The organism is Chryseobacterium sp. SIMBA_028 (genome assembly GCF_046535285.1).
Lineage (GTDB): Bacteria > Bacteroidota > Bacteroidia > Flavobacteriales > Weeksellaceae > Chryseobacterium.
On sequence record NZ_JAWRWZ010000019.1, the window covers coordinates 40,859 to 62,556 of the forward strand.

The 21,698-nt window shown below is 36.7% G+C and carries 18 protein-coding genes; 17 read left to right on the forward strand and 1 reads right to left on the reverse strand.

The window, feature by feature from the left end:
- Positions 1-211 precede the first annotated feature (211 nt).
- From SCA31_RS20690 to SCA31_RS20770, 17 genes are all read left to right on the forward strand, one after another.
- Complete coding sequence (locus tag SCA31_RS20690) at positions 212-1,900, forward strand: hypothetical protein (protein ID WP_410698886.1); 1,689 nt, start codon at positions 212-214, stop codon at positions 1,898-1,900.
- A 10-nt stretch (positions 1,901-1,910) separates the two neighbouring features.
- The gene (locus SCA31_RS20695) at positions 1,911-2,411 is read left to right on the forward strand and encodes a hypothetical protein (RefSeq protein WP_410698887.1); all 501 of its coding nucleotides are present in this window, start codon (positions 1,911-1,913) and stop codon (positions 2,409-2,411) included.
- Positions 2,412-2,547: 136 nt separating this feature from the next.
- On the forward strand, positions 2,548-3,192 hold the full coding sequence (locus tag SCA31_RS20700) for a cysteine hydrolase family protein (protein WP_410698888.1): 645 nt from the start codon (positions 2,548-2,550) through the stop codon (positions 3,190-3,192).
- 78 nt (positions 3,193-3,270) lie between these two features.
- Positions 3,271-3,852, forward strand: a complete 582-nt coding sequence (locus SCA31_RS20705; protein ID WP_410698889.1) for a Crp/Fnr family transcriptional regulator — start codon at positions 3,271-3,273, stop codon at positions 3,850-3,852.
- Between the two features lie 291 nt (positions 3,853-4,143).
- On the forward strand, positions 4,144-7,413 hold the full coding sequence (gene ccsA, locus SCA31_RS20710; protein WP_410698890.1) for a cytochrome c biogenesis protein CcsA: 3,270 nt from the start codon (positions 4,144-4,146) through the stop codon (positions 7,411-7,413).
- A gap of 166 nt (positions 7,414-7,579) precedes the next feature.
- Positions 7,580-8,446 (forward strand): SPFH domain-containing protein, encoded by an 867-nt coding sequence (locus SCA31_RS20715; RefSeq protein ID WP_410698891.1) that lies wholly within the window; start codon positions 7,580-7,582, stop codon positions 8,444-8,446.
- Positions 8,447-8,517: 71 nt separating this feature from the next.
- Positions 8,518-8,706 (forward strand): Arc family DNA binding domain-containing protein, encoded by a 189-nt coding sequence (locus SCA31_RS20720; protein ID WP_106915807.1) that lies wholly within the window; start codon positions 8,518-8,520, stop codon positions 8,704-8,706.
- Positions 8,707-9,183: 477 nt separating this feature from the next.
- The gene (locus SCA31_RS20725; protein WP_076355452.1) at positions 9,184-10,734 is read left to right on the forward strand and encodes an aldehyde dehydrogenase family protein; all 1,551 of its coding nucleotides are present in this window, start codon (positions 9,184-9,186) and stop codon (positions 10,732-10,734) included.
- 112 nt (positions 10,735-10,846) lie between these two features.
- Positions 10,847-12,172 carry an L-lysine 6-transaminase gene (lat, locus tag SCA31_RS20730; protein WP_410698892.1) on the forward strand — a complete coding sequence of 442 codons (1,326 nt, stop codon included), beginning with the start codon at positions 10,847-10,849 and terminating at the stop codon, positions 12,170-12,172.
- A 61-nt stretch (positions 12,173-12,233) separates the two neighbouring features.
- Positions 12,234-12,461, forward strand: coding sequence for a DUF2007 domain-containing protein (locus SCA31_RS20735; RefSeq protein WP_106915805.1), 228 nt, complete (start codon positions 12,234-12,236; stop codon positions 12,459-12,461).
- Between the two features lie 164 nt (positions 12,462-12,625).
- On the forward strand, positions 12,626-13,138 hold the full coding sequence (locus tag SCA31_RS20740) for a GNAT family N-acetyltransferase (protein ID WP_410698893.1): 513 nt from the start codon (positions 12,626-12,628) through the stop codon (positions 13,136-13,138).
- Between the two features lie 116 nt (positions 13,139-13,254).
- Entirely contained in the window at positions 13,255-13,710 is a 456-nt protein-coding gene (locus SCA31_RS20745; protein ID WP_410698894.1) for a transcriptional regulator, read from the forward strand.
- A gap of 1 nt (position 13,711) precedes the next feature.
- Positions 13,712-14,899, forward strand: coding sequence for an efflux RND transporter periplasmic adaptor subunit (locus SCA31_RS20750; RefSeq protein WP_410698895.1), 1,188 nt, complete (start codon positions 13,712-13,714; stop codon positions 14,897-14,899).
- A complete protein-coding gene (locus tag SCA31_RS20755; protein WP_410698896.1) occupies positions 14,899-18,045 on the forward strand; it encodes an efflux RND transporter permease subunit in 3,147 nt (1,048 codons plus the stop codon). The genes SCA31_RS20750 and SCA31_RS20755 overlap by 1 nt, the downstream gene beginning before the upstream one ends.
- Before the next feature lie 97 nt (positions 18,046-18,142).
- Entirely contained in the window at positions 18,143-19,558 is a 1,416-nt protein-coding gene (locus tag SCA31_RS20760; protein WP_410698897.1) for an efflux transporter outer membrane subunit, read from the forward strand.
- A gap of 157 nt (positions 19,559-19,715) precedes the next feature.
- Positions 19,716-20,204, forward strand: a complete 489-nt coding sequence (locus tag SCA31_RS20765) for a GNAT family N-acetyltransferase (RefSeq protein WP_410698898.1) — start codon at positions 19,716-19,718, stop codon at positions 20,202-20,204.
- A gap of 2 nt (positions 20,205-20,206) precedes the next feature.
- Positions 20,207-20,686 (forward strand): MarR family winged helix-turn-helix transcriptional regulator, encoded by a 480-nt coding sequence (locus tag SCA31_RS20770; RefSeq protein ID WP_410698899.1) that lies wholly within the window; start codon positions 20,207-20,209, stop codon positions 20,684-20,686.
- 522 nt (positions 20,687-21,208) lie between these two features.
- Here SCA31_RS20770 and SCA31_RS20775 read toward each other — a convergent pair.
- Positions 21,209-21,682, reverse strand: a complete 474-nt coding sequence (locus SCA31_RS20775; RefSeq protein WP_410698900.1) for a M15 family metallopeptidase — start codon at positions 21,680-21,682, stop codon at positions 21,209-21,211.
- Between the last annotated feature and the right edge of the window lie 16 nt (positions 21,683-21,698).

Consider the following 21,698-nt stretch of genomic DNA (forward strand, 5'->3'; position numbering starts at 1 on the left):
CTATCTTATTGAATAAATATGTCATATATTTGTATATCTATATTTAGTGAATATAGATTTTATTGTACTGTTTTATTATATAAATAATAAAAGTAGTTTGTAAATTTTACTTTTGAATTAATTTCCATATTCCCTCTTTCCTAATGAGTTGACATTTCTTAATTGGATTCGCCAACTTTAAAAATAGACAAGAACATTTAAAAATACATCAATGAGAAAGCAACTATTCTTTGTATTCTTGTTGGGTAACTGTACTCTGTGGGCACAATCTCCAGGTGGTGTTTCCAATAATTTGCAGATATGGGCGAAAGCAGATGCAGGTACAGGCACAACAACAGACAATACACAAGTCTCCATATGGGGGAACCAAAAAACGGGCGGGGTAAATGGAATTGCCAATCAGGGAATACCAGGGTATTATGCAGATCCCGGGACAGGGGCAATACCTGTGTATCGATCAGCAACGACTATTCCTAGTTTTAACTTTAATCCAGCTATAGAAATAGTAAGTACAAACGGCTATAGATCAGGATACAAATTTCCTTCAGGATTTCCTGATAATATCACAAAGTCACTTACTTCATACACTCATCTTACCAGAACGGCATCTGCTACCTACAGAACTGTATTTGTAATGAATGGTACGGCTCAAAGTTCCAATACTACGAATATTGCAGGGGTCTGGCAGTCGCCATTTTTTGGAACAAGAACCAATCGTCCTGAATTTTATAATGAAAAAGAATCTGGGGATGTATTCTTTGGGACAGATGTTATCAATACGGTAGGAAGTAATATTCCCAGTATTCAATCTTATTATAATGATTTAACAGGCAGTGACGTAAAATATTTCTTTGATAATAATGGACGTGCCTATGGAGGTCCATCAAATAATGTCTCATCAACAGCAAACTATCCAGGGATGGTTCTTTTAATGGATAATGACGGAGGTTCCGGATCCACTTCATTGGCAGGAGATAGAATAGGAGAGTTTATTTTATATTCAGAAACACAGACAGCTGAAGAAAGACAAAGGGTGAATTCCTATCTGGCTATCAAGTACGGGATTACTTTACAACAGCCTCAAAATTATCTGAGTTCTGATCAGACAGTCACATGGAATTCTAGTCTGAATGCCACTTTTAACAATAACATTTTTGGTATTGCAAAAGATGATATGTCAGTTTTGAACCAAGTGGTGAGTAATAGTATCAATGAAGAAAATAATATTATGCTTACGCTGGCTACTACAGGTAATTTTGTCTTACCTAATGCTGATTCAGGAAGGATTTCTTTTTTTCAGGATAAAACTTTCTTGGTGCTAGGGGATAATAATGTTCAGGCACTTCCTTTGGTTACTTTTGGAACAACTTCCGGAAAGATTATCCAAAGAACCTGGTTGGCTCAAAAGACTAATGATACAGGTTCGGTTTGGCTGCAGGCTGATCTTTCAAGATATACAGAAATCTTGCCTACAGACAAGATATTAATGATGACAGCAGACGATGCCGGATTTACACAGAATGTACAGATGATCTCTGCTACAAGCTTTGTTAATGGCAAGGCTGTGTTTAATTATTCATTTCCGGCTAATAAATATTTTACATTTGGGACTAATCTTCAAAGCCATTGTACCAAAGATCCTGCAACAGGAACTCCGGATGGCATCACAACAGTAGGGATTACCGGACATAGTCAGGTGCAGAATGGCTGGCCTGGAAATATTCCCAACGGATTTTTGGCCCTTGAATCTAATAATAAAGGACTGGTAATTACGAGGACTACTTCAGCAAACATTGCCTTACCTGTTGAAGGAATGTTGATTTATGACACTACGGATAAATGCTTTAAGCTTTATAACGGAACGACTTGGAATTGTATCGTCAGATCTTGTAATGATTAAAATTTTAACAATGAAAAAAGTATTCACAATAATAATAACGCTTTATGCAGTTGTGATTTCTGCGCAAATTGCTATTGAGAAAAGTCAGGTTGATGGAGATGGTCTTTTAGATTTTCCGGCCAATACTACAAAAGGTATTTTGCTGCCTATTGTAGAAACACTTCCATCTGATGCTTCCTCAGGAACACTTCTCATGGATAAAAATGATAAAACATTAAAAATGAATGTAGAATCTGCATGGGTGCCTTTAAGTGATGAGGGTTCTGTAACAGGAGCTGTATTCAATGCCAATGGAGAAATTCCAGGGCAAAATAGGGTTATCATGGGAGCTGATACAACAAGCGCTCCCGGAGTATTGGTGCTGGAGTCTTCAGACAAAGCGCTGATTCTTCCGAAAATTGCAGCCCCTCATACAAGTGTTAAAAATCCATATCCTGGTATGATTTGCTATGATACGGTAAGTAAGAGCATGGCTGTATTTGATGGATTAAAATGGAGCTATTGGAAATAATACATGAGTCAACGATAATAATAAGAGCCGGAATATTTTATTTCGGTTTTTATTTTGCCCCTTGATGAGCTTTTTTGAACTAGTTCAAGTGTAAAGAGCAATTGTCTTAATAATTTTGCCCCATAAAATTGAGTCAATGAAAAATTTATTAAAAAGCATTTTGACTGTATGTCTGGCTTTACTATCACTGGTACAAATTAACGCACAACAAAAAAGAAAAATGGAAAACACAGCATTATTAATTATCGATGTACAAAACGATTATTTTCCGGGAGGAAAAATGATATTGAATGGGGCAGAGCAAGCCGGTAAAAACACGAAGGGAATTTTGGAATACTTTAGAAAAAATAATCTTCCTGTTATTCACATTAAACATATTTCCACAAACGAAGGAGCTGCTTTCTTTTTACCTGAAACGACAGGGGTGGAGATCCATTCTTTGGTTTCTCCTTTGGCAAATGAAAAAGTGATTGTGAAACATTTTCCTAATAGTTTTCGTGAGACCAACCTATTGGAATATCTTCAGTCTAAAAATATTAAAAACCTTGTGATAACTGGAATGATGACAGATGTATGTGTAGAGGCAACGACTAGAGCTTCCTTTGATTTTGGTTTCCAGAATACAATTATCGGAGATGCTACGGCAACAAGAGACAGAGCATTGAATGGAATGGTTGTAAAAGCAGCAGAAGTACAAAAGTCATTTTTAGCAGGAATATCTGCCCTTGGAAATCTTTATGCCAGTATTGTCAATACACATGATTTTATAAACGGAAAATAAGCTTATTCTAAGAAAATATCAATAAGCAATAAAGGTATCAATCATAAATATTGGTATCTTTATTCTATTAAATAACCCATGTTCGATCAGCTTTATAAAAATATCAACAGATACATCGATCTTTCTGAGGAAGAGTTTGGCGAATTTACATCACGTTTTCAATATAAAAACTTTAAAAAGAAAGACGTTGTTCTGAAAGAAGGGGATTATTGTCTTTTCGAAGGCTTCGTTTTAAATGGCTGCTTTAAGGTTTACTATCTGAATGAAGAAGGATTTGAACAAACACTGTATTTTGCAATTGAAGGATGGTGGATTACTGATATTGACAGCCTGATAAATGATGTTCCGAGCATACTAAATATTGAGGCTATTCAGGATAGTGATGTATTGATGATTTCAAAAAAAGATAAAGAATATCTGTATGGTACGTTGCCACAGATAGAGAAGCTTTTCAGGATTATGAATCAACAGTCATCAGTCGCATTGCAGAGAAGAATTTTATCATTAACAGGTAAAACAGCAGATAAACGCTATCTTGAATTCTTGGAAAAATATCCTGGTCTTGAGCAAAAGCTTACCCAGCAGCAGGTAGCATCCTACCTTGGAATTACGCATGAATTTTTAAGCAAGATCAGAAAAAAGACCTCTTTGGGAAAATAATTTTTCATTTTTGACTCATCTTTTTGTTTTGGTTTTATATTTAATTACTTGTGTGTAAGTGAATTATTCTTTTTTTTATCCTTCTAGGATATAGAGGTTTTCAATCGTGGGAATAGGTATTATGAATTCATATTTTTTCGGTATTAAAGATTGAATTTTTCCCAATAACTCCAATATTATTAAGAGCGATTCAAAATAAGCCAAACAGGCTTCAAAATGACAAAAAACAGCTTTTTTTCAGCACTTTATAGTTTATCATCCTTATTTTTGCATGTCAAGTACATATAAATCATGAAGAAGCTCCAAGATATTCTTATCTCAACCAGGACAATGGCTGTATTGTTACTGGTGTACGCATTTGCGATGGCCTATGCAACGTTCTTAGAAAACGACTACGGAACTCCTACAGCAAAAGCATTAATTTATGAGGCAAAATGGTTTGAACTGATTATGGTTCTGCTTATTCTGAACTTCATTGGCAATATCGGAAGATATAGACTTTGGAAAAGGGAGAAGTGGCCGGTTTTGGTTTTTCACCTTGCCTTTATATTCATTTTTATTGGTGGTGCTATCACAAGATACATTAGTTTCGAGGGTACCATGCATATTAGAGAAGGGGAAACATCCAACGAAATTGTAACGGATAAAAACTTTCTTAAAATTCAGATCGAGGAAAAAGGAGATGTCCTTAATTACAAGGATATTCCTTATTTGATGTCTCCACTGCACAAGGATTTGAGTGCAACTTATGATTTCCACGGAAAAGAAGTAAAGATTTTTGCCAAGGAATATATTCAGAGAAAAAAAGATAGCCTAGTAGCTGAGCCAAACGGCGCTGAATATCTTCACCTTGTTTCTACGGGAAGTACAGGAAGACAAAACATCTACATCAAACCGGGAGAAACAAAATCCATCAACGGAACTTTGGTAACATTCAACAGAGCGATTGAGGGTGCTGTGGAATTCAAAAACGAGGGGGGTAAATTATTCATCAAAACTCCTGTGGATGCAAACTTTATGACGATGGCTACTCAAGCTACCGGAAGTACAGTTAAAGATGAATTCCAGCCTTTAGCATTGAGAAGTTTATATACGATCAATGAATTAAAACTTGTAGTTCCTGAAGGTCTTAAAAAAGGAAGACTAATGGCTATTGAGGGAGACCGAAAGAAAGATGCCAATGTTCCTGATATGCTTCAAATTGAGCTGCAAGGACCAAAAACAAAGCAACTGGTTGATCTTTCCGTTGAAAAAGGAAATCCAAATGCCTACAAACAAATAACAATGGATGGGTTAAACATTATGGTTGGATACGGACCAAAGGTTTACAATACACCATTTGCATTGAAACTGGATGATTTCGTTATGGAAACTTATCCAGGTAGTTCATCTCCAAGTGCCTATGAAAGTCACATTAAAATTGTTGACGGAGGAAAAGAAACTCCTTATAAAATCTATATGAACCACGTTCTAAACTATAGTGGATACCGTTTCTTCCAGTCAAGTTTTGATCCGGACAGAATGGGAACAGTACTTTCTGTAAACCATGATTTCTGGGGAACCTTGATTTCATACATTGGATATGGCCTTTTATTCTTAGGAATGTTTGTTATTTTCTTCTGGAAAGGAACTCACTTCTGGAAATTAAATAAAATGCTTGTAGATGCCAGTAAGAAGAAAGCTGCTACAGTATTATTGGTACTTTTAAGTTTAGGCTTAAATGCACAGAAAATTGAAACACATGGTACTACTGACGGAAGCAGAGAGCATGTACATGTAGAAGGTGATGGACATAGCCACGCTCCGGCTCCGAATGCTCAACCGCTTGACGGTGCTGCTCCAAAGCAGAATTCACTGGCTACTCCAATGGGGAAAATGAGATCAATTACCCCCGATGAGATCATTGCAAGAAACAGAATCAGCAAAGAACATGCTGATAAATTCGGATATCTTTTAGTTCAGAATTTTGAAGGAAGAATTGTTCCTATGAACACACAGGCTTTAGAGGTTTTAAGAAAACTTTACAAGCATGACAGCTTCAAGGGAACAGACGGGAAATCCCTGACTGCCAACCAATGGTTCCTTTCTATCAATACAGATACACCAAGCTGGACAATGGTTCCAATGATTAAAGTTGGACCAAAAGGAGGTGATGAGCTAAAGAATAAAACAAAAGCTGATGAAGATGGGTACACGTCATTAATGAATCTTTTCCCTGCAGATGCAAATGGAAACCTGACGTATATCTTAGAGCATGATTATAATACTGCTTTCCGTAAAAAACCGGCTGAGCAGACCAATTATGATAAAGAAATAATTGCTGTAAACGAAAGAGTACAGATCTTTAATGAGTTCTTTAGCGGTCAGTTTATGAGAATCGTTCCTGTAAAGAACGATGCCAACCACACATGGCACTCATGGCTTGACCAGAAATTCGAACCGGATATGGAATCTCAGCAGGTAATGGGACCTTATTTTGCAGAAGCACTTACTGCTCAGAAGTCAGGAAACTGGAGCAAGGCAGATGCAGAATTAGCTAAGCTTTCAGACTACCAGCAGAAATGGGGGAAAGCAGTGGTTCCTGCAAAGTCTAAAGTTGACCTTGAGGTTTTCATGAATAAGGCGGATATTAACTTCAAATTATTGATTTTCTATACAATCATTGGAGGTCTTCTTTTGATTATTGGATTTGTTGAATTATTCAAGCCAAGTAAAGTATTAAAGAAAGCCATTAAGGTTATTATTGCAGTTGGTTTAATAGGATATCTGTGTCACTTCCTTGGGCTTGTAGCAAGATGGTATATTTCAGGACATGCACCTTGGAGTAACGGATATGAAGCTATTATCTTCATCTCTTGGGTAGGTATCACGGCAGGTCTTGCACTTTATAGAAATTCAAATGCGTTAATTCCGGCGTCCGGATTTATGGTAGCAGTTATCATGATGGGATTTGCACACGGAGGTTCAGCACTTGATCCACAGATTACACCACTTGTTCCGGTATTGAAATCTTACTGGTTAATTGTTCACGTGGCAATTATTACATCAAGTTATGGTTTCTTTGCCCTGTCTATGATTATTGCTGTACTATCCTTGGTATTCTATATTATTTCAAAGAAAGAAACCTATAAAATCCACCATGACACTACATTAAAGGAATTGGTAATTGTTTCTGAAATGTCATTAACTATTGGTCTTTTTGCTTTAACAGTAGGGAACTTCTTAGGAGGGATCTGGGCCAATGAATCTTGGGGAAGATATTGGAGCTGGGATCCGAAAGAAACTTGGGCTTTCATCTCTATTATGGTCTACGCTTTTGTATTGCACATGAGATTAGTACCTGGGTTGAGAAGCAGATGGGCATTCCACGTAGCAACAATGTTTGCGTTCTGCTCAATGGTAATGACTTACTTTGGGGTAAACTATTATCTAAGCGGACTTCACTCCTATGCTGCAGGTGATCCGGTTCCGGTTCCAGCTTGGGTATATATAGGAATTGCTACAATGATTACCTTATCAGCCGTTTCTTATTTCAAGTTTAAAAAATTAACGAAGAAATAAAACGTTGAACATATAATTTAAAATCCTGGAATTTATTTTCCAGGATTTTTTTTGTCTTGAGCTGAAATCTAAACTCTTCGAAAAGTCAAAATTTATAATTCAAAATCCAAAATTTACTCATATCTTTATGATATCAAAATAATATCAAATTAAAAATTACATCTATATGGAAAAAATCTTAAAACCCATGTCTGGCTATTTAACATTAGTGATTTGTCTCATTTTGTTTGTAGCCGCTATTTACTTTTTTGTAAGTGGGGTAGACCAGAGTCTTACTTTCGTTATTTTAGCAATGCTTTGCTTTCTTGTTTCCTGCTTTTTCCTAAAAGGACTGATGATTATTCAGCCTAACCATTCGAGAGTATTGAATTTCTTTGGGAAGTATGTGGGAACCGTAAAAGATAACGGACTGTTCTTTATCAACCCGTTGTATTCATCCCAGAAAATGTCATTACGTTCTGAAAACTTACAAGGACAGACTTTGAAGGTAAATGATAAAATGGGTAACCCTATAGAAATTGCAGTGGTAATGGTATGGAAAGTAGGAGATACCTACAAAGCTGCTTTCGATGTAGAACGCTATTCAGACTTTGTAAGAATGCAAAGTGAAGCTGCGGTACGTCATTTAGCAATGAGCTTCCCTTATGATAACTTAGAAGACGATCATGCACCGATTACTTTGAGAGAAGGAGGTGATAAGATCAATTCTATTTTAGAACAAGAACTTACAGACCGTCTTTCAAAAGCTGGAATTGTTATTCAGGAAGCAAGAATTTCTCACTTGGCCTATGCTTCAGAAATAGCAGGAGCAATGCTTCAAAGACAGCAGGCAACAGCAATTGTAGCCGCAAGAACTAAGATTGTAGAAGGAGCTGTAGGAATGGTAGACCTTGCCTTGAAAAAGCTTTCCGAAGAAAATATCGTTGAATTGGATGATGAAAGAAAAGCGGCCATGGTAAGCAATCTAATGGTGGTATTATGCGGCGAAAAAGCAGCAACTCCCATCTTGAATGCAGGAACCCTGTATAATTAAAATAACAACTAAAATTTCAGGCTTGCAAACCTGTAAGCCTATCAATAAATCTTGCATTAAAAACAAGAACAATGAAATCAGAAAAAGCTCAAAACACTTCAGAAAATAAAGGTAAAAAGTCCTTTGTGATAAGGATAGATGAGTCTACTTATAAGCTTCTTGAAAAGTGGGCGAATGATGAATTCAGAAGTGTAAATGGACAGATAGAATACCTGTTGCATCAGAGCCTGGTCAATGCAGGGAGGAAGAAGAATGAATAGCTTAAAAAGGGATAACGTAAGATTATAAATAGTCTTTTTGGGAAGTATACGAATTAAAAACTGTTATTTCTTTCCTTTTTTAAATTACAGAAAATATAAAAAAGGGCTGTTTTTTTAGTGTTTCAATAAAAAAATGACAATTCGGTTACTCTTTTACAAAAAAATAAAAGCAGAGAAATTTTCTCTGCTTTTTTATTTCATGCAACTTTGAAGCGTATCTGCCCCAAAGTAGAATATTACGAGCCAAATCAAGCCTTTAATGGTAAAGAAAGCAAAGCCTGCCCATCCTACACGCTTGAACCACTTTTTAAACTTTGAGTTATTTTCTTGTGAATTTTCCATCGGTGATTGTCAAAAGGATTACCCTACAAAGATAAGCATGTTTATAATTAGTCCAAATAAAAAGCGTAATAAAAATTTAAGTTTTGAGGTTCGCATAATATTTTTATCTTTAGAGAGAACGAAAAGTAAGATTTTATGTCAAAAAAAGTAAAGGATTTCGGAATCGAAAAAACACTCAAAAACCTTGGGATTAAAGAAGAGAACAAAGGGACTTCAGTGGGCGGGAAATATTTCGCTTCAGGAAAGGTGATAGAAAGCATTTCTCCTGTAGACGGAAAATTGATCGCTAAAGTAAAAACTTCCGGAGAAAGTGATTATGACAAAGTAATTGAAACAGCTCAAAAGGCATTTCAGGAATTCAGGCTGATCCCGGCTCCTAAAAGAGGAGAGATCGTAAGACAGCTTGGCTTAAAATTGAGAGAATATAAGGATGATCTTGGTAAACTTGTTTCTTATGAAATGGGTAAATCATTACAGGAGGGACTTGGAGAAGTTCAGGAAATGATTGACATCTGTGATTTTGCAGTAGGTCTTTCCAGACAGCTTCAGGGATATACAATGCACTCCGAAAGACCAGGTCACAGAATGTACGAACAATATCATCCGCTTGGAGTAGTTGGGATCATTACAGCATTCAACTTCCCGGTAGCAGTATGGTCTTGGAACACTGCTTTAGCTTGGATCTGTGGTAACGTAACCATTTGGAAGCCATCAGAGAAAACTCCACTTTGTGCTATTGCATGCCAGAATATAATGAATGAAGTCTTAAAGGAAAACAATCTTTCCGAGGGAATTTCAAGTGTATTGGTTGCAGATCATGAAATCGGACAGAAATTGGTGGATGATAAAAGAGTTGCCCTAGTATCTTTCACGGGGTCTACAAGAGTAGGAAGAATGGTTTCTTCTAAAGTGGCAGAAAGATTCGGAAAATCTATTCTTGAATTAGGCGGAAATAACGCTATTATCATTACCAAAGAAGCAGACCTTAACATGTCTATCATCGGGGCTGTTTTCGGAGCTGTAGGAACTGCAGGGCAAAGATGTACATCTACAAGAAGACTAATCATTCATGAAGATGTTTATGATGAAGTAAAATCAAGATTGGTAAAAGCCTACGGACAATTAAAAATTGGAAATCCATTGGATGAAGCGAACCACGTAGGACCATTGATCGACGTTGATGCTGTAAACCAGTATGAAGAATCCATCAAGAAATGTAAAAAAGAAGGTGGGAAATTCGCTGTTGAAGGCGGAGTTTTATCCGGAAAAGAATATGAATCAGGTTGCTACGTGAAGCCTTGCGTTGCAGAAGTAAAGAACTCCTACCAAATAGTTCAGCATGAAACTTTTGCACCGATCTTATATCTAATCAAATACAAAACTTTAGAGGAAGCCATTGCTATTCAGAATGATGTTCCGCAAGGATTATCTTCTGCAATTATGACTCAAAACCTTAGAGAAGCAGAATTATTCCTTTCTCATGCAGGGTCAGACTGTGGTATTGCTAACGTAAATATTGGTACTTCAGGTGCTGAAATCGGAGGCGCTTTCGGAGGAGAAAAAGAAACCGGAGGAGGAAGAGAATCTGGATCAGACGCTTGGAAATACTATATGAGAAGACAAACCAATACTATAAATTACACCGCACATCTTCCTTTAGCACAAGGGATTAAATTTGATTTATAAAAGCTTTACTTAAAGCACTCAAAAAACTATAAAACTTAATAACCTGAATGATTACCTGCTCAGTTTTCTGATCATTTAGTCATTCACTTATTAAATCACACAACAATTTATTATGGAACACACATTAGATATACAAGCAAACAAAGTAAAAGAAACTGTAGGAAAACATGTTCTGGCAGATGGTTTTGATTTCGTGATGGATATTGAAAAATCCCATGGTTCATGGCTTTACGATAAACTTACAGATAGAGAATACCTGGATATGTTCTCTATGTTTGCATCAGCTTCCATCGGCTACAATCACCCCTATCTTTTAGAAAGATCAGAATGGTTGGGAAGAATGGCTGTCAACAAACCAACATTGGCAGACGTTTACTCAGAGGAATATGCTCACTTTTTGGAAGTATTCGAAAGAGTAGTTATTCCTGAAGAATTACAGTATGCTTTCTTTATCGAAGGAGGGTCTTTAGGTGTTGAAAATGCTATGAAGGCATGCTTCGACTGGAAAACCCGCAAGAATTTTGAAAAAGGACTTCAGACAGAAGCAGGAATCTGTATTCATTTCAGACAAGCATTCCACGGAAGAAGTGGTTATACTTTAAGCTTAACCAATACTTCAGATCCTAGAAAATATCAGTATTTCCCAATGTTTAACTGGCCGAGAATCTTAAATCCAAAATTAACATTCCCGATTACAGAAGAGAATCTTGAAGAAACTATCAAGAATGAAAGACTGGCTTTGGTTCAGATTGAAGAAGCTATCTTGATGAATCCTGATAAAGTAGCTTGTATCATCATTGAACCTATTCAGGCAGAAGGTGGAGACAACCACTTCAGAGATGAATTCCTTTTAGGATTAAGACAAATTTGTGATAACAACGAAATTCTATTAATATTTGACGAAGTTCAGACAGGTATTGCTATTACAGGTAAAATGTGGGCATTCCAGCACTTCACAGCAAAACCGGATATCATTTCTTTTGGGAAAAAAGCACAGGTTTGCGGAGTGTTAGCTAACAAGGAAAAGTTTGATCAGGTTCCGAATAACGTTTTCAGAGAAAGCTCAAGAATCAATTCTACATTTGGAGGTAACTTTATCGATATGCTTCGTTTCCAATTGGTAATGGAAGTGATTGAAAAAGAAAACCTTGTTGAAAATGCAAGAGTGGTTGGAGATTTCCTATTAGAAAGCCTAAAGATGCTCGCTGAGAAATACCCTGAGAAAATTTCAAATGCAAGAGGGAGAGGGCTAATGTGTGCTGTTGATCTTCCATCCGGAGAAGACAGAAATAAGATGATGAACGAATTATTCAATGACGGATTGATCATTCTTCCATGTGGAGATTTGTCTCTACGTTTCAGACCACACCTGAATGTTACCAAGGAAGAAATCCAATTGGCATTAGACAAAATTGAAAATAATATTAATAAAATTTAAAACCAAAGACTTGTAATTTTCAAAAAAACATTGTACATTTAGATACTCAAACAATTAGAATATGGAAAGAAGTACGAGAGTGTCAGTTTATGAAAGTGATAACCCTTCAGAAATTCAGTTGGTTAAGTCTAAATTAGATGATGCGCAAATTACAAACACTGTTGAAAACAATTATCTTACATTTACCACAACTCCCACAGCTACATCGCTAAAAGTAATGGTAGATTTGGAAGATGAAAAGAAAGCATTCGAAATTATTGATGCTTATCTTCAACAAAGTGAAAATTAATAAAAACAATTTCATAATTTTAAATTTTACTACTTCAAACCGAAAATTAATTTTTTAATTAATTTTCGGTTTTTTAATTAAGAAAACAATCAATTATTAAAAGATTCAAGAATGAAGTGATTCCAATTCTTTAATCTTTCAGTTTTTAGTCAAAAATAAATTACATGAATCCAGAAACTAAACTAAGAAAAGCGGAAATTGAAGACAGAAATATTATTTGGGAAATCATCCAGCAGTCGATTGAAAGAAGAAGACAGGATGGAAGCACACAATGGCAGAACGGATATCCTAATCTTGGAACAGTGGAAAGTGATATTGCCAAAGGATTTGGACATGTTCTTACAGTAGATGGGGAAATTGCAGTGTATGCAGCCCTGATTTTGAATGATGAACCTGCCTACAGTAAAATCGAAGGAGCATGGTTAAGCAACGGAGAATTTGTTGTTGTTCATAGAGTGGCAATTGATGAAAAATTTGCAGGTCAGGGGATGACAAAAAAACTTTTTGACCATATTGAAGATTTTACCAGATCCCATGGAGTTCAGAGTGTTAAGGTAGATACAAACCACGACAATATAGCCATGTTAAAAATCCTTGAAAGCAAAGGGTATTCTTATTGTGGTGAGGTCCTTTTGGCAGATGGAATGAGAAAGGCCTTTGAGAAGATTATAATTTAGGCAAAAAGTTAAATCAACTTTCATTGAATTTTTAAAACGCCCTGTATTTATAATCTCTATCAGGTTTGTTCGTTTGGTTCTGAACTAATTTTTACTTTTGTTAAAATTTTTATATTATGCACCAAAGTATAGAGATTGATGGAAAAATTTTTCAAGATGCCGTAAAGTTCTATGGCACCGTGTTCAGCTTACCTCCTTTAGCCTCAAAAATTTATTCCTACCTTCTTTTTGACTATGAGAAAGTAGGAATTACTTTTGATGAGTTTGTTGATGTACTTTCTGCGAGCAAAAGTTCAGTATCTACCAGTATTTCATTACTGTTGAATGCTCAGCTCATCGTAGATCATAACAAAATGGATGAACGGAAACGGTATTTTTTCATCAATGATGAATATAAGAAAATTCGATTTGAGAAAATTGTCCAAAAAATGCAGGACGAACTAAAACTATTAGATGATTTAAACAATTTTAAAAAAAGTAAAGACGATGGATACAACGAAAGAATAGAAGTTTACAAAGCACTCTTAAATAAAAACATAGAAAATATTCAGGAATCTCTTAATAAACTATAAAATGAATAATAAGCTAGTTATACTTTCGATTGCGGCATTCTCATTGACTGCCTGCAAAAAAGAAGCTCCAAAACAGGATGGTGCAAAGCCGTTCCCTGTTGTTTCTGTGGAGTCAAAAAATATAGTGGGTTATCAGACGTTTCCGGCTACCATTCAAGGTAGGGTAAACAATGATGTGCGTGCAAAAATACAGGGTTATATCACCCAGTTATTGGTAGATGAGGGACAATATGTTACAAAAGGACAGCCTTTGTTTCGTCTGGAAACCAACATTCTGACTGAAAATGCTGCTGCTTCCAAAGCAGGAATCGGTGCTGCGGAATCTACTATTGCTGCTGCACAAGCCTCTGTAAATGCTGCACAAGTAGAAGTGAACAAACTGAAACCACTTGTACAAAAAAATATTATCAGCAATGTACAGCTACAAACCGCCCAGGCTCAGTTGGCTCAGGCTCAGGCTCAGTTACAGCAGGCACATGCAGCAAAAAGACAGGCTGAAGCCAATTACAAAGGAGTAGAAGCAAACATCGAATACTCCATCATTCGTGCACCTATTTCAGGGGTGATCGGAAGGCTTCCGCTAAAAGTAGGAAGTTTGGTAGGACCATCTGATCAGACCCCTTTAACAACGATTTCTGATACTTCTGAGATCTTTGCCTACTTTGCGATGAATGAAAAAGAATACTTTAATTTCCTTGAAAAATCTCCTGGGGCTTCTATGCCTGAGAAAATCAAAAACCTACCAATGGTAGAGCTTCAGTTAGCGAACGGAAGCCTTTATCCTGAAAAAGGAAGAATTGAAGCTATTACAGGTCAGATTGATCCAACAACAGGAACCATTCAGTTCAGGGTTGCGTTCTCCAATGCTCAAAAATTATTAAGCAATGGAAACAGTGGAACCATTAGATTCCCCCAGCATTATGACAATGTATTAGTGGTTCCGGAAAGTGCTACTTACGAACAACAAGGTATTGTGTACGTATATAAAGTAGAGAAAGGAGATACTGCCAGAAATGTTGTTGTAAATGTTATTGACAGAATTGACAATATGGCTCTTATCAAATCAGGAGTGAATAAAGGTGAAACAGTTATTGCAGCTGGTATCGGAGGTTTAAAGCCGGGAACAGCAGTGAAACCGAAGCCAATCAAAATGGATAGTCTTGTTCAATCAATAAAACCGAAATTCTAATGATAAAAAACTTTATTAACAGACCGGTTTTATCTACCGTAATCTCAATTTTGATTGTGATTCTCGGTGTGCTAGGGCTGATCTCGTTACCGGTTACACAGTATCCGGATATTGCACCGCCTACGGTAAGTGTTTCTGCAAACTATACAGGAGCCAATGCTGAGACGGTGATGAAAAGTGTAGTGGTACCCTTGGAAGAACAGATTAACGGGGTGGAAGGAATGGATTACATCACTTCCAGTGCTGGGAACGACGGTTCTGCTCAGATCCAGGTTTTCTTCAAACAAGGAATAGATCCGGATATTGCTGCGGTAAACGTACAGAATCGTGTAGCCAGAGCAACACCACTTCTGCCGTCCGAAGTAACCCGTTCAGGGGTTGTAACTCAGAAGCAGCAGACCAGTGCCCTGATGTATATGTCTTTCTACTCAGAAAATAAAGATCTTGATGACGTATACCTTCAGAACTTTTTGAATATTAATATTATTCCAAACCTAAAAAGGGTAAATGGTGTAGGGGATGCCAACGTTTTCGGAGGTAAAAACTACTCGATGAGAATCTGGCTGGACCCTGCGAAAATGGCTGCTTACAGTGTAACTCCTACAGATGTTACCAATGCAATCAACGAGCAGAGTAGAGAAGCGGCTGCAGGTTCTATTGGACAGAACAGCGGAAGTTCTTTTGAATATATTATCAAATATGTAGGTAAATTCAACGATAAAGAGCAGTACGATAATATCATCATAAAATCTCTTGCAAACGGACAAAACCTGATGCTGAAAGATGTTGCCAAAGTAGAACTGGCAGGTCAGTCTTACACGGGTATTGGGGAAAACGGAAACAATCCTTCCATCAGTATGGGGATCTTCCAGACTCCGGGATCCAACGCACAGGAGATTATTAAAAATATCAAAACATATCTGAAATCAGCGGAGGGAACTTTTCCACAGGGAATTAAGTATACTTTTAACTTTGATACCAACGAATTCCTTGAAGCTTCTATTGAAAAGGTAGTACATACTCTAATTGAAGCCTTTATCCTGGTATTTATTGTAGTATATATTTTCCTTCAGGATTTTAGATCTACTCTGATTCCTGCCATTGCGGTTCCGGTATCTATCGTAGGAGCGTTCTTTTTCCTGAATCTCTTCGGATATTCATTGAATCTCTTAACCTTATTCGCATTAGTACTCGCCATTGGTATTGTGGTGGATGACGCGATCGTCGTCGTCGAGGCCGTTCATGCGAAGATGGAGCACGGTATTTCTGATGCGAAAAAAGCTACGGTAGAAGCGATGGATGAGATTACAGGGGCTATTATTTCTATTACTTTGGTAATGGCAGCCGTATTTATTCCGGTGACCTTCATTACGGGGCCTACAGGGGTATTCTACCAACAGTTTGGTATTACACTGATCATTGCCATCATCATTTCTGCTATTAATGCATTAACGTTGAGTCCGGTTTTATGTTCATTATTCTTAAAACCTCACGCAGAGCATCATGCAGAATATCAAAACTTAAACCTGCTACAGAAGTTTTTCTATAAGTTTAATATTGCCTTTAAAACAACTACTGAACGCTACGGAAGAGGATTTGTATTCCTTTTAAGACATAAATGGGTTACCCTGATTATTTTTGCGGTTACCGGAGGTATTTTATTCTGGGCAAGCAGCAGTATGAAGAAAGGATTTGTACCTACAGAAGATAGAGGAATTATCTTTACAGATGTTCAGCTTCCTCCGGGTGCTTCTATGGAAAGAACCTACAACGCTTTGAAAACTCTTCAGGCTAAAGCTATGAAAGTTCCGGGTGTACAGAATGTAACGATTTCTACAGGTAGAGGATTCTTATCCGGAAATGGAAGTAACAACGGTCTTGCCTTTGTTAAGCTGAAACCATTTGAAGAAAGAAAAGCAGGTGGGCAAACCTCCGAAGATATTACGAAGAAACTATTTGGAATTGTAGGATCTGTTCCGGATGCTAAAGTAGTATTCTTCCAACCTCCAAGTGTACCAGGTTTTGGTAGTAGTGCAGGTTTTGAAATGGTATTGCTGGATAAATCAGGTGGAGACTATGCTGATTTGGATAATAAAACCAATGAATTCATCGGTAAGCTGATGCAGAGACCGGAAATTCAGTTTGCACAAACATCATTCAATACCAAGTATCCTCAATATCAGATGGAGATTAATGTTCCTCTGAGCAAACAGCTTGGGGTTTCTGTAAATGATATTTTGGCTACCATGCAAGGATATATTGGTGGTATTTATACTGCCGATTTTACCAAATATGGTAAACAGTTCAGGGTTATGGTTCAGGCACTTCCTGAGAATAGAAAGAATATTGAAAATCTAAACGAACTTTATATAAGAACAGGTTCAGGTATCATGTCTCCGATTTCACAATTTGTAACATTAACAAAAGCATACGGACCGCAATCTGTAAGCCGTTATAACTTGTTTACATCCGTGAAGGTAACAGGAGCAAACTCTGAAGGATATAGTTCCGGGGATGCCATTACTGCTGTACAGCAGGTGGCCAGTGAAACCCTGAATCAAAACTATGCAGTAGAATTTACCGGGTTGACAAGAGAAGAATTAAATTCAGGATCTCAGACACTTTTGATCTTTGCATTGAGTTTAATTTTTGTATACTTTATTCTTTCTGCACAGTATGAAAGTTATATCCTTCCGCTGGTTGTTGTAATCTCTCTTCCTTTAGGGGTAATGGGAGCTTACCTAGGACAGAAAGTGATGGGCTTGGAAAATAATATTTATTTCCAGATTGCCTTGATCATGCTTGTGGGGCTACTGGCGAAAAATGCCATCCTTATCGTAGAATTTGCTGTTCAGAGAAGACATCATGGTGAAACAATTGTAATGTCTGCCATCAATGCAGCTAAAGCCAGGGTAAGACCTATCCTAATGACATCATTCGCCTTTATCTTCGGTCTATTGCCGTTGGTACTAGCAAGCGGAATTGGTGCCGTAGGTAACAGGTCTATTGCAACCGGTGCTGCTATAGGACTATTGATAGGTACTATTTTAGGGCTTTTTGTAATTCCGGTACTGTATGTCATTTTTGAAACCTTACAGGAAAAGATCAAACCTCTAAAGAAAGAAGAAATCAATTTAGCAGAGTAAAAATGAATTAGAGAAGCTAGAAGTTAGAGCTTAGAAATTAGTCTAATGCTCAGCTTCTAACCTCTAGTTTCTAATTTTTAACTTTTAATTTTAAACAATGAAGAGTTTATTAAACATCATAAAAGGAATAACTTTCTCAGCAATCATACTGGGAGCCATCACATCCTGTATGGCCAGAAAAGAGTATGAGAGACCAAAGAACGTTGTTGACGAAAAGCTTTTCCGCACCGATATGCTTCCTTCAGACAGTGCTACCATTGCCAATGTTTCATGGAAAGAAATCTTTACAGATCCTATCCTTCAGGGACATATTTCCAAGGCTTTAGATAACAACCTGGATATTAGAATTGCACTACAAAGTATCAATTCAGCAGAGGCTTATCTGAAACAGAGCAAAGCCGCTTATCAGCCAACACTATCCATTGGGCCTAACTATACTTTCCAAACCCAGTCCATCAATACCCAGTTTGGGCAGATTATTGGAGAAAGAAGGTATGTCAATCAATTTGATATTACAGGAAGTATCGGATGGGAAGCAGATATTTGGGGGAAACTAAAAGCACAGGAAAAAGCACAGCTGGCAACTTATTTAGGAACTGTTGCCGCTCATAAAGCGGTAAAAAGCAGTCTGGTTGCCTCTATTGCTTCTGCTTATTATCAATTGCTTACTTTTGACGCCCAGAAAAAGATCATTACAGAAACAATTGCAGTTCGTGAAAAGAATTTAGAGACAACAAAAGCTTTGAAATCTTCAGGATCCCTTACGGAAGTAGCCGTACAGCAGAGTGAAGCACTTGTGTTCAATGCAAAATCTCTATTGATTGATATTGATACTCAGATCCAATTGTTGGAGAATACGATGAGCCTTCTAATGGGAGAGTCATCTCACACTATTGAAAGATCTACCTTGGAAGGACAGAATCTTCCAAGTGATGTAAAGCTTGGATATCCTACTCAACTGCTGGCTAACCGTCCGGACGTAATGAGAGCTGAGTATACTTTAATGAATGCATTTGAATTAACCAAAGCTGCAAAAGCTCAGTTTTATCCGACATTGAAGCTTACAGGGTCTGGAGGACTTCAGTCTGTAGATATTGATCACCTGTTCAGTGTGAATTCATTATTTGCCAATGTAGTCGCAGGATTAGCACAACCGATCCTTAATAAGAGACAGATCAAGACCAATTACGATGTAAGTCTTGCCAATCAGGAAACAGCATATCTAAATTTTAGAAAAACTGTTCTTACCGCAGGGAAAGAAGTTTCTGATGCCATCAGGGTTTTCTCTGTGCAGGATTCATTTATTGAACTAAAGCAAAAAGAACTGAATGCCTACAAAAAATCCGTAGACTATTCTCAGGAATTGGTCAACTATGGTATGGCTAATTATCTTGAAGTTTTGAATGCAAGTGTTAATTCTTTGAATGCAGAACTTAATATTTCCAATGCACAATACAATAAAATGAAAGCAGCGGTAGAGCTTTATCAGGCTTTAGGCGGAGGCTGGAAATAATCGTATTTTGTAATACAGTACCATAGAAACGTATGTCAGTAATGACATACGTTTTTTTATATTAATTTTTAAAAACTGTTAAAATTTAAATAAAAATAAATTTCCACTTGTATATATGTATTTAACTACGTAGTTTTATACTTTAATTAGATCACTTATGAAATTAGAGATTCAATCGATAGACAATTCATACTCAGAACAGGCCATTGAACTGATTCTGACAATTCAGCAAAAGGAATTCAATATTCCTATCACAGTAGATGACCAACCTGATCTGAAAGAGATCGAAAGCTTTTATCACGAGGCAGGAGGAAATTTCTGGGGAGCATTTATAAATGGTGAACTGGTGGGTTCAATTGCCTTGGTTAAATTTGATGATGGGGCAGGAGCCATCAGAAAAATGTTTGTAAAAAAAGAATTTAGAGGAAAAGAACTCAATATTGCCCAAATTTTACTGGAAATATTAATTTCTTTTTGTCGCGAAAAAGGAATTAACGATATCTATTTGGGAACTATAACGGTATTGAAAGCTGCTCAACGTTTCTATGAAAGAAATGATTTTGTGAAAATTAAAAAAGAAAAACTTCCTGTTCGTTTTCCCTTAATGAGTGCCGACGATATTTTTTACCATCTACATACTGACTGAATATGAATGTTATCAACGAAGCCGGAATTCTTGCTATATCTACAAGGTTACATCGTTTTAGTGAGCAACTGAGAAAGGATGGAGCCATGATCTACAAAGCCTTTGGAATCGATTTTGAATTGAAATGGTTCCCTGTCATCTTCACCATCTATCAAAAGGAACTGGCTAGCGTTGTAGAAATAGCCAATGAAATAGGGTATACCCACCCATCCACCATAACCCTACTTAAGGAATTGGAAAAACAGGAACTTATAGAATGGAAAAAAGATAAGCAGGATGAACGCAAAAGGTTATTTCGTTTAACACCGAAAGGACAGGAACTTATTGAAAAAATGAAACCGGTATGGGAGCTCATGTCCCAAATATTGGGAGATATTGCAGACAATCAAAATAATCTGCTGAAAGCCATTGACGAGGCTGAACAGAAAATAGCCAATCAGTCTTTTTATCAGAGAGCATTGCAGCTTAAAAATACAAAATAAATTACCTGGCTAATCAACCTTTTTCAGGGCGGAAGAGCAGATGCTCTTATAAAACTCATTTTGTAATCTAACGGTGCGTCGTCTAATAGAATATCTGTGAAATCAATGTAAACAGATCTCAAAGTATTCATAATCTTGAAATATCCATTTTGAAATTCTCTGGGGAAAAACTAAATGAATTCCCCAAAGAATTGTAACAAAATAATCTATACAATGAGAATGTCTCTTTCATCATTTGATAGGGCAAAATTACACTGAAGTTTCCTGAACAACAAACAGAAAGCTGTCACTATTCGCGAATATTAACAGACTAAACGCATTGCTTGAGTGTGAGTAAAATGATGAAATCCATTTAATTAAATTCTGATAACTTAAATTCCAATTATATAATCCGTGCAATAGAATCATTCTTATTCTAATCTCAAAAACGGCTGTTATTTGTAAGAATAATAGTCAGAATTCCCATTGAATGTCAAACAAGATGGCTTATCCTGTTCCCCTATTATCTATACAAAAGGTTTATTATAGAATAACATAGTTATTTTTATCTTTTCTCATGGTAGAAAGCTTTCTCCATGTATACCCTTTTTTTTCAAAATGTGGTAGATCTTTAAAGGTTTTCCAGCTTCCACCCCAATCCCATCCATATTTTGCAAAAATCTTTACGCATTCATACCAATCAGCAACTCCATCATTATCCCAGTCCCTGGCAGTATCCCAGCTTGCTGTTTTCCCATCAATGATTAAAACAATATCAACAGCTAAGCCATGGTTATGAATACTTTGTCCACCTTTTGCATTAGTAACTTTTCGTCCGGGTTTAGTTCTTCCTATTGCATAAAGATTATTTTGCTCTTCAATAGTTCTTAAACCTTGTGCTATTCTTACTTGTGCACGACCTTTTAAGTTAGCATTGCACTCGCTGATTATTTTTACAATTTCTTCCCTTATACTAGGATGCAGTTTAGAAATTCTCTGTCTGTTTACTTTGTCCATAAATATTTGAATTACT

Bases quoted from the DNA above. Each gene is read 5' to 3' on its own strand.
- SCA31_RS20690 (WP_410698886.1), top strand. From the start codon at position 212: ATGAGAAAGCAACTATTCTTTGTATTCTTGTTGGGTAACTGTACTCTG.
- SCA31_RS20695 (WP_410698887.1), top strand. From the start codon at position 1,911: ATGAAAAAAGTATTCACAATAATAATAACGCTTTATGCAGTTGTGATT.
- SCA31_RS20700 (WP_410698888.1), top strand. From the start codon at position 2,548: ATGAAAAATTTATTAAAAAGCATTTTGACTGTATGTCTGGCTTTACTA.
- SCA31_RS20705 (WP_410698889.1), top strand. From the start codon at position 3,271: ATGTTCGATCAGCTTTATAAAAATATCAACAGATACATCGATCTTTCT.
- ccsA (WP_410698890.1), top strand. From the start codon at position 4,144: ATGAAGAAGCTCCAAGATATTCTTATCTCAACCAGGACAATGGCTGTA.
- SCA31_RS20715 (WP_410698891.1), top strand. From the start codon at position 7,580: ATGGAAAAAATCTTAAAACCCATGTCTGGCTATTTAACATTAGTGATT.
- SCA31_RS20720 (WP_106915807.1), top strand. From the start codon at position 8,518: ATGAAATCAGAAAAAGCTCAAAACACTTCAGAAAATAAAGGTAAAAAG.
- SCA31_RS20725 (WP_076355452.1), top strand. From the start codon at position 9,184: ATGTCAAAAAAAGTAAAGGATTTCGGAATCGAAAAAACACTCAAAAAC.
- lat (WP_410698892.1), top strand. From the start codon at position 10,847: ATGGAACACACATTAGATATACAAGCAAACAAAGTAAAAGAAACTGTA.
- SCA31_RS20735 (WP_106915805.1), top strand. From the start codon at position 12,234: ATGGAAAGAAGTACGAGAGTGTCAGTTTATGAAAGTGATAACCCTTCA.
- SCA31_RS20740 (WP_410698893.1), top strand. From the start codon at position 12,626: ATGAATCCAGAAACTAAACTAAGAAAAGCGGAAATTGAAGACAGAAAT.
- SCA31_RS20745 (WP_410698894.1), top strand. From the start codon at position 13,255: ATGCACCAAAGTATAGAGATTGATGGAAAAATTTTTCAAGATGCCGTA.
- SCA31_RS20750 (WP_410698895.1), top strand. From the start codon at position 13,712: ATGAATAATAAGCTAGTTATACTTTCGATTGCGGCATTCTCATTGACT.
- SCA31_RS20755 (WP_410698896.1), top strand. From the start codon at position 14,899: ATGATAAAAAACTTTATTAACAGACCGGTTTTATCTACCGTAATCTCA.
- SCA31_RS20760 (WP_410698897.1), top strand. From the start codon at position 18,143: ATGAAGAGTTTATTAAACATCATAAAAGGAATAACTTTCTCAGCAATC.
- SCA31_RS20765 (WP_410698898.1), top strand. From the start codon at position 19,716: ATGAAATTAGAGATTCAATCGATAGACAATTCATACTCAGAACAGGCC.
- SCA31_RS20770 (WP_410698899.1), top strand. From the start codon at position 20,207: ATGAATGTTATCAACGAAGCCGGAATTCTTGCTATATCTACAAGGTTA.
- SCA31_RS20775 (WP_410698900.1), bottom strand. From the start codon at position 21,682: ATGGACAAAGTAAACAGACAGAGAATTTCTAAACTGCATCCTAGTATA.